General features: G+C 69.5%; 8 protein-coding genes and 3 pseudogenes. 4 read left to right on the forward strand and 7 right to left on the reverse strand.

Annotation, left to right across the window (positions count from 1 at the left end; all coding sequences use genetic code 11):
* Position 1 precedes the first annotated feature (1 nt).
* Positions 2-1,144, reverse strand: coding sequence for an agmatine deiminase family protein (locus GPA10_RS28320; RefSeq protein WP_157167994.1), 1,143 nt, complete (start codon positions 1,142-1,144; stop codon positions 2-4).
* A 119-nt stretch (positions 1,145-1,263) separates the two neighbouring features.
* Here GPA10_RS28320 and GPA10_RS44130 point away from each other — a divergent pair.
* Positions 1,264-1,534: pseudogene (locus GPA10_RS44130) on the forward strand (alcohol dehydrogenase catalytic domain-containing protein); the annotation flags it as partial.
* Between the two features lie 609 nt (positions 1,535-2,143).
* Entirely contained in the window at positions 2,144-2,365 is a 222-nt protein-coding gene (locus GPA10_RS28330) for a hypothetical protein (protein WP_058846702.1), read from the forward strand.
* A 233-nt stretch (positions 2,366-2,598) separates the two neighbouring features.
* Here the strand turns inward: GPA10_RS28330 and GPA10_RS28335 are convergent, their stop codons facing one another.
* The 5 genes and pseudogenes from GPA10_RS28335 to GPA10_RS28355 all read right to left on the reverse strand — a co-directional run bounded on the left by GPA10_RS28335 (position 2,599) and on the right by GPA10_RS28355 (position 7,025).
* The gene (locus tag GPA10_RS28335; RefSeq protein ID WP_246259887.1) at positions 2,599-2,736 is read right to left on the reverse strand and encodes an NUDIX hydrolase; all 138 of its coding nucleotides are present in this window, start codon (positions 2,734-2,736) and stop codon (positions 2,599-2,601) included.
* A gap of 743 nt (positions 2,737-3,479) precedes the next feature.
* The gene (locus tag GPA10_RS28340) at positions 3,480-3,644 is read right to left on the reverse strand and encodes a hypothetical protein (protein WP_157167964.1); all 165 of its coding nucleotides are present in this window, start codon (positions 3,642-3,644) and stop codon (positions 3,480-3,482) included.
* A gap of 193 nt (positions 3,645-3,837) precedes the next feature.
* Positions 3,838-4,257, reverse strand: coding sequence for a DUF4259 domain-containing protein (locus GPA10_RS28345; protein WP_157167965.1), 420 nt, complete (start codon positions 4,255-4,257; stop codon positions 3,838-3,840).
* A 62-nt stretch (positions 4,258-4,319) separates the two neighbouring features.
* Positions 4,320-5,914, reverse strand: a pseudogene (locus tag GPA10_RS28350) (ISL3 family transposase).
* A gap of 257 nt (positions 5,915-6,171) precedes the next feature.
* Positions 6,172-7,025: pseudogene (locus GPA10_RS28355) on the reverse strand (NAD(P)H-binding protein).
* A gap of 166 nt (positions 7,026-7,191) precedes the next feature.
* On the opposite strand from GPA10_RS28355, the gene GPA10_RS28360 reads away from it, so the two are divergent.
* Positions 7,192-7,794, forward strand: coding sequence for a TetR/AcrR family transcriptional regulator (locus GPA10_RS28360; RefSeq protein ID WP_343041410.1), 603 nt, complete (start codon positions 7,192-7,194; stop codon positions 7,792-7,794).
* Positions 7,795-8,655: 861 nt separating this feature from the next.
* Here GPA10_RS28360 and GPA10_RS43485 read toward each other — a convergent pair.
* Positions 8,656-8,787, reverse strand: coding sequence for a hypothetical protein (locus GPA10_RS43485; RefSeq protein WP_281364848.1), 132 nt, complete (start codon positions 8,785-8,787; stop codon positions 8,656-8,658).
* A gap of 707 nt (positions 8,788-9,494) precedes the next feature.
* Here GPA10_RS43485 and GPA10_RS28365 point away from each other — a divergent pair.
* A complete protein-coding gene (locus GPA10_RS28365) occupies positions 9,495-10,136 on the forward strand; it encodes an SMI1/KNR4 family protein (protein WP_058846706.1) in 642 nt (213 codons plus the stop codon).
* The last annotated feature ends 1,238 nt before the right edge of the window (positions 10,137-11,374 follow it).

Genomic DNA, 11,374 nt, shown 5'->3' on the forward strand with positions numbered 1-11,374 from the left:
GTCAGTCGGCGGGCTTGCCGGGCTCGTCGTGCGTGGAGCAGTGGATGCCGCCGCCACCGGAGGCGACGGTGTCGATCCGGACCGGCACGATGTCACGCTTGGGGAAGTGCTCCCGCAGGATGCTCCGGGCGCGCTTGTCGGCCTTGCGGTCGCCGAACTCGGGCATGAACACGGAGTCGTTGGCGACGTAGAAGTTGGCGTAGGCCGACACGAAGTCGTCGCCCTCGCCGGTGATCTCGTACAGGTCGGGCTGAGGCAGATCGACGATCTCCAACGGCCGGCCCTTGGCGTCGGTCGCCTCGCTGAGCACGGCCTTGGCCTGGTCGGCCGCGCGCGACCAGGAGTCGGCGGCCGTGTCGGGGTGGGCCCGGTCCAGGAGTACCACGCCGGGCGCGGTGAACCGCACGAGGCTGTCCACGTGCGCGTCGGTGATGTCCTGCCCGCGCACGCCCTTCAGCCAGATCACCTTCTGGACGCCGAGGGTCTGCTCGAGCTCGTCCTCGATCTGCTGCCGGCTCCTGCCGGGGTTGCGGTTGTCGTTGACGATCGAGCTCTCGGTGACGAGGAGGGTGCCCTCGCCGTCGGTCTCGAAGGAGCCGCCCTCGGCGACCAGCGGCGCCTTGCGGCGGGGCAGGTCGTACGCGGCGAGGAGGGCGGCACCCACCTTGGCGTCGTTGGCGTGGGCCTGCTTGTCGCCCCACCCGTTGAAGTTGAAGTCGACGCCGGTGACTTTCCCGTCCTGCTCCACGAACACCGGCACGGTGTCGCGGGCCCACAGGTCGTCGACGGCCAGCGGGATGACCTCGACCCCGCGCCCGCACGCCTTCTGGGCGGCCTTCAGATGCTCGGGCCTCGCCATCATCACGACGTACTCGTACTCGCCGATGGCGCGGGCGATACGGGCGATGTCCTCGCGTACGTGGGGGAGGTCCTCCGCCCACACCGATTCCAGGGCGGGCCACGACATGAAGGTACGCGAGTGGCTCTCCCACTCGGCCCCCATGCGCAGCCCCTTCGCTGCCGTGTCCGGCCCGTCCGGTTCGCTCGCGGACTTCACCGCTTCGTCGGCGGGCCCGCAGGCCGAGGCGCCGAGGAGGACGGCACCGAGCCTGGCACCGAGTCCGGTGAGCGTGCGCAGGGCCATGCGGCGGGCGGGGGGAAGGGGGAGAGGAGGCACGGTGAGCTCCGTTGATCGTGGTGGGGGCAAGTTATCCGTCGGCAGGGCGGGCTGCACGGCGAGCGTGAGGGCGCGGCGCGGGCGGATCCGGCATCTGCGGTTCGGACCTGCACATGTACGAGGGCCGCACATCGTTCGAGTCCGGCCGCACGCTGGGACACGAGAATATGGGCCAGGTCGTGGAGGTCGGCCCGGCCGTGAGCAAGGTGCAGGTCGGCGAGTACGTGGTTCTGCCCTTCGACACTCGCCTGCGGTTTCTGCGAGCAGTGCGAGCGCGGGCCGACCAACTACTGCCCGACCACGCAGCCCGAGGCGGCCCTCGCGGGAGCCGCTCACGGATTCGCGGACATGAGCCCGGCCAGGCGCCGGTGAAGAGGTACAACCGGGCGCTGCGGGACCTGATCGCCGCTGGGAAGGCGAAGCCGGGCTTCATCGTCCCCCACGAGCTCAGCCTGGACGAGGCCTCCAACGCCTACGAGCACTTCGACGCCCGTGACGAGGGCCAGCCATTGGGCAGTGGGAGGTGTTCGTGCAGCGTGCCGCCGTACGTCGCCGTCGACGCTGCGCCCCGTCACCGCCCAGGCGGCGCTGGCCGGCAGGCAGTCGGTGAGGCCGCCGGCGGTGTTGAAGCGCCTGGATGCACGCATCATCGCCCCATCGGGATCCGCTTGCTGGCGGAGGCGCAGCCGTTGCGGGGCCTCTCGGTGCCCAGCCGTGCGGACTCCGCGACGATCCCGGTGCGCTTCGTTCAGCACGAGGACTGTCGCAGAGCCAGGAGGACGGGAGTTGGCCGGTCGGCGGACCGCGGGCCCCGCCCGGCCGGAGGCTGCTCCAGTGGCTTCCGGCCAAATTACTTTGGTCCAGACCATTGCTCTCGGATCCGGCTGTGCAGGAAGCTGCTCCCCACGCACCGGATCATCACGACCGGAGCGCTCGCCACCGAAGAGGGAAGGCAGCGATACACCCATGCGCAAAACGATTTCAGCCCTGAGCCTGTCCGGCCTGCTGGCCGCAGCCGCCCTGCTGCTTGCCCCGTCCGCCCAGGCCGCCGGTTATACCTATGTCGGTATGTACCCGAGCGCCGCCGCCTGCGACACAGCAGGCAAGGCTTATGTGGCCAACGGCCAGGCGGTCAGCTACTTCTGTGACGTCACGCCCACCACCGCCCGCCTGTCCATCTGGACCTGACCGGCCGCACCACCGCAGCACCGACACACCCGGCGCTGAACCGGCCCGGCGGCAGCCCGGCCTCTGTGGGTACGCGGATACCTGGATCATCGCAGCCCCGCAGCGGCAGGCCGGCTCGAGGTATTCCACCGCACCGAGGGGCAGGCCGCCCCGGGCCGCCCCGGGCGCACCGTGCACTCGGGGCGGCCTGCGCGATTCACCGGGCAGAGCCGGTCAGAGCCGATCAGGGCTGATTAGATCGGCTCTGGGCGGCCCCCGCCGAAGACGACGCGGCACAGGAAGGTGATGTCGAGGTACTGGGCCTGATCGCCGTTGTCGCACACCATCGGCGGGAGGGTGTGCACGCTGGTGATCCGCTCGGGGGTGACCACGACACCGGCCTCCTCGTACACCTCGCGGGCGACGGCGGTGGCCGGCTGACACCGTGCTCGACTCGCCCGAACAGGTGCTGGACCTGTTGCCGGGCGCTCGACCGCGGTGATCGTGTGCGGCCGGCGGCCCCGGCCTGCCTGGCCCTGGCGGCGCAGAGAGGCCGGGTGCATGGTTCCAGCGGGCGGTTTGAGGTGTGAGCTGGGGTTGTGTCGTGTGTGCTGAGTGGGGGGCGGGCTCGTTGGAAGGGTCGGCGGGTGCCGTGGCGGGCGGGAGGGGCCGCAGCCGACGAGTGTGGCGCGTCCGGCGAGTTGAGCGCCCCGTGTCCCGCTGAAAAGGGGGGTATCGGTGACGTTGACGCCGACGTGGACGAAGGTGGCGCCCAGGCGTTCGGTGAGGTCTTTGAGCAGGTCGGCAGCTTGGGTGTCGGTGGTGGTGGTGCGGGGGCCATGGGACCGAACGCACCTGGGCGGGCTGCGGCAACTGCCCGCGGGCGAGGCCCGGACCGAAGAGATCCGCGAGAGATCCGCAAGAACACCGCTGCTGCGAAGCCTGCATGGCCGACGCCTGCCCAGCCCGCATGGCCGACGCCTCGCCGCCAGCAGGAACGCACGGAAGATCGGTGATCGTGCAAGCTCGTCGGCCCGCAGGGACAACGTCGACGCTCAGGGCCGGCCCTTGCCGCCCGCAGCTCAGACGTCCCGACGCCTGAAGCAGGCGTCGGGACGTCTGAGCTGCGGCCTGGTCAGTCCAGGACCATGTCGCCGAATGCCGCGACGTTGGTCTCGTGGTGGATGACGTTGGTGTCGTCCCCGTCATCGGCGGGCTGTGCGGAGGCGGCGGCAGCTCCTCCGAGAAGAGCGAGTGAGGCGATCAGAACGGTCGCAGCGACGCGAGGCAGTACGGACATGAGTGTTGTGCCTTTCCTGGCGGGAGATTTCTCACCACCGTGTGCGTCCACCGTCGGTGCGGCCACTTCACGAGGGCCGATAGAGGGGCGCGATCCCCGACGAGAACGTCGAGGACGGCACACCGCGAGCTGTCCACAACCGGGTCTGGCTCTGTCGCCGAGGTGGGGCTCTGGTCCACTTCGTGTGGTGCGATTACTGCTCGCTATCGAGCGGTCCCAGGGCCTCCGTGATCTGTTGGACTTCGTGGCGCCACTGAGCGGCGTCGGTACTGTCCACCCAGCCGGTCAGCATTCCCGATCCGTCTTGGAGTACACGCTGCAGAGCGAGCGCGGCTGACGTGTGGAGAGCCAACGGGAGTTGAGGCAGCGGCTCTCTGGGTCCGTCATCAGGGTCGATAACAATCGCGCTGCCCGGGATTGTGCTGGCTACGAGGGCCGCGGCGGCCACCGCTTCGGCGCCGTCGCCGCCATCCACGCGTGCTCCGGAATCTGTGATTCGCTGGAATGCTCGCTCGAGCACTTCGGTGGCCTGCTGAGGAGTCAGTCCCTCGAGTTCATCGACGAAGTCGGCAGCAAGATCGCTGTCGAATGGGCCTGTTCCCCACGTTCCCATGCACGGCTCCTGGTATCGCTCTCGCGGACGAAGCCAGCATTCCAGCAGCCACTGACAAACGTTCACGTGGCCAGGAGGACTCGTTTGCGAAGCAAGGTGAATCCTGCGCGGCCGAACATCTGGCGCTTGAGCATTTTGATTCGGTTGACATGGCCCTCCACGACGCCGGAGTTCCAAGGGTCAGGCCGGCGGTGACGGCGTCGAGGTCGCGTAGGAGGCGCTGAGCGAAGCGGCGGAGGCTGGGCAGTTCGGTGGCAGCGCTGACTGCTTCGATCCATTCGGGGAGTCGGTCGCCTTGCAGGTCGGTGAGCATGTGGGCGAAGGAGCGCACGTACGCAGCGAGTGCTGTCCATTCGGGGCAGTGGACCAAGACGGCTTTGAGCTGGACCTGGTCGCGTTCGGGTAGAGCGTCGGGGTGCGTGAGGATCCAGCGCGTTACGGCGCGGGCCGACGGCGGGCGGGGCCCGACCGGTTGGGGCTTGCCGCGAAGCGTCCTGCTGACGTAGTTGCGGACGCTGGCGTATCCGCGTGGATAGCCCTGTTCCTTGATCTCCTCCCACAGTTTCCAGTCGTTGGTGCAGTCTTCTTGCCAGCGCTGGTCGAGGTAGGACTTGTAGTCGTCGAGCCTGGGCACACGGTTTTGCCACTGGCCGGTGAACATCTCCTCTGGGGTGGTGGCACCGGAGAAGAGCAAGATCGTGTTGTGGGTCATGCCGAACTGCCGGGCAACGGACCGCTTGCTGTGACCGGCGGCGAGGAGAGCGTGGATGGTGGCGTGCATGGCGCGGGTGCGTTCGGCGAACCGGTGCCCTGTCGGCCAGGGCGACGACGCAGTCGGCTCCGCCGCTTCCTGCCGTTCCTCGGACCGCTTCGGCATGGGACGCAAGGATCCGCGGTGCCGGTAGACGCATTTCTCGGCGGCTTCTCCCAGGTTGTGCCAAAGGTGCCACCGGTCGGCGACTTGGAGAGCCTGCGGGGCCCCGCGGGTGGCGCCGTCGGCGAAGAAGGGGGCGCGGTCGCGGCAGACGACCTCGATGCCAGGTCGCTCGGCGAGCCAGGCCGCGAGCGTGTCCGCCTCCCGGTCGGGCGGGAGGTCGATAGGGCGACGCGTTTCGATGTCGACGAGCACAGTTCCGTAGATCCGTCCTTTGCGCTGGGCGTATTCGTCGACCCCGACCACGCGGGGCGTGGCAGTGGGCGGATCCGGGAGCGAAGCGGCCATCCTCAGCAGGGTGTTCTGGCTGACCGGAGCCCCGAAGAGGTCCGCCATGCGAGCCCCGGCCCGGCCCGCGAGCGCGAGGCCGATCGAAACGAGCGTCGATCGCAGCCCTTCCGTCCGCGGGCCGAATTGGCGGGTGAGCCCTGGCACCTGCTCGGTGAAGGTCCTGCGCGGACAGGGGCCTGCCGTGCAGACGAACCGGCGCACCCTCAAGGTCAACACGACGGCCTTGCCAGCTGTCGGCAGATCGGGGGGAAACCGCAGATAGGAGCCGTGTAGTCGCTCCGACAAGTACCCGCAGCCCGGGTAGATCGCCTGCCGGACGGTGCTCAGGGCCTCGATCCGGACGACCATGTCGGTCGCCTCGACCGACTCCACCATCACGTTCTCCGACAAGGAGAACAGCAACTCATTGAGCTTCGGACGTGCTTCGTTCACGGCGCAGCACTGTCGGCCACACCGCACACCGGCCGGGCGATTTTCGGGCTATCTCATCCAGCCTCACGAGAAGATCGGCGGTTACGCTGCGTACGCGACCACACGAAGTGGACCAGGGCCCGAGGTGGGGAGTCGTTTCGACGTGACTGGACTGGGGGAGTCACCTCCAGACCGGGTTCGCCGCGGCCATCGCCACAACGGGCCAGGGCATGTCCGGATCAACGATCAGGCGGTCGCAAGAAGTCGCAAGAAGCAGGTCAGGCGGCGATGTCGGCTGCGAGCCGGTCGGCGGCGCTGCGGGGCTCCCGGCCGAGGAGTCGGGCCAGCAGAGGGTCGGCCTCTGCGAAGTAGCCTGCGCGGCCGGCCTGGTACCAGGTGAGCATGAACCTGGCCGCTTGCTCCGGGACACCGGTCGCGATGTGGTCGGCAACCCACTGTTCGTCGTCCAGGACGACGCGCTTGATCGTGCGGCCGGTGAGACCGGAGGCGACCTCGGCGAGGTCGCCGAGGGTGACAGCGGTGGGCGCGGTGAGCGCGACGGGACCGTCGAAGGCCCGGTCACCGGCGAGGATGACCGCAGTGGCCTCGGCCACCTCGGCACGGTCGGTGTACGGGACCGGACCGTCTGCGGGCTGGGCGATCTCACCGGTCCGTCGCCACGGGCCGAGGATCTGGTCGAGTGGGCCGTAGGCGGCGTTGCGCAGCGCGGTCCAGGCGACTCCCGAGTCGCGGAGGGCGGCCTCGGTGGCGAGGTGGATGTCCGAAGGCGGGTACGGGTTGCCGGGGACGGCGCCCTGCTGGCTCGTGTACAGAATCCGCCGGGCACCGGCCGCGACGGCGGCTTCGACGGCACTGCGGTGCAGGCCGGTCATGTCGGCGGCCGGATCGTTGCCGGACACCACAAGCACCTGCTCGGCACCGGCGAAGGAGTCGCGCAGCGCGCCGGGTCCTCGTAGGAGCCCTGCCGCACGCGCACGCCGCGGTCGGCGAAGTGCTGTGCCCTGGCCACGTCGCGGACGCTGACGCCGATCCGCTCGGCGGGCACGCGCTGGAGGAGATGCTCGACGGTGGCGCCGCCCAGCCCGCCGGTGGCACCGGTGACAACGATCATGTTCCTGGTCTCTTCCTGTCCTGTATGGCTGCGGCGTCCGGCTCGGTGACCGGCGAACCTTAAGTTGACCATGGTGGTCAGTTTCTCTCCGCCGTCGACCGTAAGTAAACTGACCACATGGGTCAAATTAGGGTGGCGGGAGTCGGTGGGAACCTTGGCCGGTGCGGTGCCTTCTGAATCCCGGCTGCGCGCCGACGCCAGGCGCAACTCCGAGCAGATCCGCGCCGCCGCGATCGGCGCCTTCCAGGGGCGGGGTCTGACGGTGCCGCTGGAGGAGGTCGCCAAAGCGGCAGGGGTCAGCAAGGCCACGATCTTCAACCGGTTCGGCGGGCGGATCGGCCTGATCGAGGCCGTCATCGAGGAGGTCGTCGCCGCGGAGCTGTTCGCCGCCATCGACCGCACGCGGACCATCGCCGACGCCGGCGAGCGGATCGCGTACTACCTCACCGCGATCCGCGATCTCCAGTACCGCCAGCCCGCCGTCAACGACGTCCTGCTGCAGACGTATCCGAACTCGCAGCAGCTCATGGAGATCTGCCGGGCGGGAAGCGAGGTCAACGACGAACTCGTCGCGGCCGCAAGGGCGTCCGGGGTGCTGCGTCCGGAGTTCACGGCGGGCGACCTCCACGCGCTCTTCGTCGACACCGCCCTCGCCCTCAAGCACGGAAAGCGCCCTCCCCGGGACGCGTTCGACCGCCGCACCACCTACCTCCTGGACGGAATCCGCGGGCCCCGGTCAACTTCTGGCGGACGGATGGACAAGCCCTGACCCGAGTTCTGGGACACACGAGACACCGGATCCCGCGGATCTCCTGCTGAAACCTCCGTGCCGCCAGCATCGAGCCGCGCGTGACGGGCCTGCGTCGTCCGTCAGCCAGGCGCGGCGGGCCGCCGCGGCATTCGCCTCTCCCACGCCCGGCTCGGCGACTTCCGGGCGCTTGAGCGACCACGCCATCCGCGGGCCGCAGACACACACCGCACCAACGCGTCGGACTCGACTCATGCAGAGTGGCAAAGCCACCGGGTCCTGGCCTGGCTGCTCCTGCACGCCGGCCAGGCCATCGACCGGACCGCCCTGCGCCCCCCGGCTGGGCCGGCGCACCGTCCACGGCTGCAAGCCGGTCACCAGCGCCGTACTCGGCGTCGTCCGCTGCCCTGACCAGGCAGTGACGCACTTACCCGCGGACCGCGATCGTGCGGGGCCGCCTGCGCTGCACCGGCACTCCGATCACCCGCGGCACGCGAACGAGGGGCAGCCTGCAAGCGTCGTGAGGCGCGGTCCAGTTCGCGACTGTCCCGTACAGCCAGCCTTGTCGGCGCAGCTGCACGGCGCGCCTGCCAGGCCCAGGGCAGGGACACAGCCGCGAGCGCCCACAAGGCCCGCTGCTCGGCGACCTGCTGGAACCGGACCCGGAGACCAAGGACACCGTCAAGCGCGCGGAAGATGCTCTTTCTGCCGCGACCGAGGCGGCGCAGGCAGCTGCGCAGGAAGTGCTCCGGGCGATGGAATCGGGAGATGCCGAACGGATCAAGACCACTACCGCAAAAGCCCGGGAGGCGGGCGATGCCGGAGCGGGAAGGCATGCGCGTGCGGCCCCGGCCCCGCGGGCCGCCGTCCTGCCGGGGGAGGTCAGGGGCAGCCGCGGATCCAGGAGCCGATGTGGGCGCCCATGACGGATCCTCCGACGGTGCCGTTGAACCAGTGGGCCGAGCGCAGACCGTTCTTGTACGCGGCTACGGGCACGTCAGGCTGCTCACTCATGGGTTCTCCCTCGGGTTCCGCGCCTCGGTCGGGGCGCTCTCACCGGCGGGCATCGGGGAACCGGGCCCACCGGCGATGTCCGGGCCTTGCGCACGGCCGGCCCTCCCCTCGGGGCGCGGGCCGGCGGCGGCGTGGTGCCGGTGCGTCCCGACTCTTCCTGCGCCGGGCGCTTTCTGCGCGACGATGGCGCTGGGTGGCGGAGCGCACGCCGTGGCGGGTTCGGGGCGTACGTGGAGCGCGCTCCTGGCCATACCCCCTGGTCCTGTCTCCGGCGGGCCGACGGCGGTCGGGTCACGCGCGTCGCCTGCTGGAGGATGGCACCGGACGAGCTGACGCGCATAGCGATGCAGGCGGGCGTCGGCGGCGCACTCGTCGGGCTCGGGTACGTCATCAACCACGGCCGCTGAACCTCGTCGGGGACGGCGCGCTGCCACAACTGCCCTGCCGCTGCCGCGCACGAGGCCCGCGAGCGGGAGCACAAGGAGCAGATGCGTCGTGCCGCCGAGGAGAGGAGGGCTGAGCGGGAGGTCCGTTGTCCGGTGTGAGCCGGCCGCGGCACTCGGTTCACCGACGTGCGGCGCCTCTTGAGAGCCTGAGGGAGGGAGATTGCAATGCCTGTGACACGGGGGGTATCGAGATGGGTCCGGCTCATCATGGGCTGAATCCCACCGTCCAGCCCGGCCCACAGGGCGCAGTAGGTTGGCGGGATGAGCGATCAACGGAGTGTGGCGTCGGCTTGGCGCCGCCTCACGGACTGGCTGAGGGCGAACGCCCCGGTCTCGTATGCCTCCCTCCTGCCGCCGGTCCCGGAGCACTCCATTCAAGCTGTCGACGCTCAGTTGAGGCAGCACCTCGGCTTCGGTCTCCCCGCCGAGCTGGGCGATCTCTGGCGGTTGTGCAGCGGTGTGGAACACCAGTACATCGCGGCCAACGAGGAAGAGGGCGAGGTCGGCTCGGGAGCGTTCCTGCCCGGGGGGATGCTGCTCGGCCCGGCGGACGTGCTCAGGGCACGGCTGCCCGAGGCCGGCCGGCGCGACTGGTGGGGCGCCGCGGTGGTTCCGTGGCTGAGCGGCGACATGGCGGGTCCCGAGTACGGGCACTACGTGGGCGCGGACGGCGTCGGCAGCTGGTCGCTGCCGGACGATCTGTCCTGCGACAAGCCGAGCCATCCGTCGATCGCCGCCTACCTCGACGCCGTGCACTGCACACTCACCGAAGGGCCGGCCGATGCCATGGGCCCGGATGTGCCCGGCCTGGTGTGGGGCTGCCTGGTCTGGGACGATCCGGAGGCGCCGCTGCTGGACGATGCGCTGGAACACTGGCACCGCCTCCACTGCCCAGCGCACTGACCCGCCCACTGATCCATCCCCTGGGCCGGCCCGGCGCCCCGGGCGACCGTGGAGAACCCCGGAGCGAGAGGTGCCGACGCACATCGCCGAACACCACGGCTTACTGACGATTGACGGACCTGTCACGTCCGTTCTCGGCCGGGCGTCTTGTCGGACACTGCGGCAACCCCGCCTGTTCTGAGTGTGTGCAACACCGATTCGGAGTTCCCATGCGTCGCCGTAGCCCGCGTTATCACACCGAATTACCGAAGCACCACAAGCCCCATCTCCCTTGATCAGGAGGTGTCTGAAAACAGGACGTCACCTTATGTGGCAACTTACGCCTCGCGGCACCCGCCGTTACTCCGCGCGCATGGGAATGCGAGGGGCGCCCCCGCGCTCCGTAGCAGTCGGCACCGCACGGCAGATATGGCGAATTATCGGCGAGACCCCCCTTGGGCGCCGGCAGTTCCGCACTGCGGACGCAACAAGCTCACGCACGAGCGGATCCGCCTCGAAGGCCTGTTCGCCATCCAAGGCTTTGGCCAAGGTTCGCGCCCCCGAGCCGATACCTCCGAAATCGCGCGCCCCGCGGTTCGCGCCCCGCGTGTAAGGACGTGAGCCGCAGGAGGATCGGGCGCGCGTCCGCGCTGACTGTCACGACCGCGGCTTCTTCGTGACCCGCACGCCGAGGAGGCCGCCGTCACGGGAACGTGTGCGTGGTCCGGCTCAACCAGGCCCTGACCGCCTGACCGCCTGACCGGCGCAGCGCTTCACTCGATACGGCAAGGCGATGAGAATGGTCGACTGGCCAGTAGTTGCTGACGGGCGGCTCGAATCCCCCGGTCCGGTCCGGCTCCGAGATTATTCGCGGCGGACGCGCGGAACGGCGCGAGTGCCAACGGAAGGGGCGTGAGGCGACCGCCTTTTCGGCTTGCGGAGGCCCGACGGGAATCACGAGGGCTTGAATGTGCGCCGACGTGAGCGCTTTCGTGGCCATGGCGGGGTGGACGCGCTTCGAAAGGGTCGGGAAAGGGGCGCGAAAGGGCTCCGCTGTCCTGTTGCCAAGACGTCTGAAGACGGCAAAGCGCCCTGGGTCAAAAGGGGGCGTGGACATGCTGGGCGCGGCATAACGGCAGGTCAAAAGCTTTTATGTGTGCCATGGGCACGCATGGAAACAGTGTCGTTGGGCGCGGGGAGTCTGCGGTGCCTGGTTGTGGTGGCACCGGTGCGTTACGTTCGGTGGGCCGGACATCGCG

This window comes from Streptomyces typhae (assembly GCF_009755605.1).
Classification (GTDB): Bacteria; Actinomycetota; Actinomycetes; order Streptomycetales; family Streptomycetaceae; genus Streptomyces; species Streptomyces typhae.

Coding starts and splice junctions, on each gene's coding strand:
- GPA10_RS43485 (WP_281364848.1), bottom strand. CDS start 8,787: ATGAGTGAGCAGCCTGACGTGCCCGTAGCCGCGTACAAGAACGGTCTG.
- GPA10_RS28330 (WP_058846702.1), top strand. CDS start 2,144: ATGCGCAAAACGATTTCAGCCCTGAGCCTGTCCGGCCTGCTGGCCGCA.
- GPA10_RS28365 (WP_058846706.1), top strand. CDS start 9,495: ATGAGCGATCAACGGAGTGTGGCGTCGGCTTGGCGCCGCCTCACGGAC.
- GPA10_RS28320 (WP_157167994.1), bottom strand. CDS start 1,144: ATGGCCCTGCGCACGCTCACCGGACTCGGTGCCAGGCTCGGTGCCGTC.
- GPA10_RS28345 (WP_157167965.1), bottom strand. CDS start 4,257: ATGGGAACGTGGGGAACAGGCCCATTCGACAGCGATCTTGCTGCCGAC.
- GPA10_RS28340 (WP_157167964.1), bottom strand. CDS start 3,644: ATGTCCGTACTGCCTCGCGTCGCTGCGACCGTTCTGATCGCCTCACTC.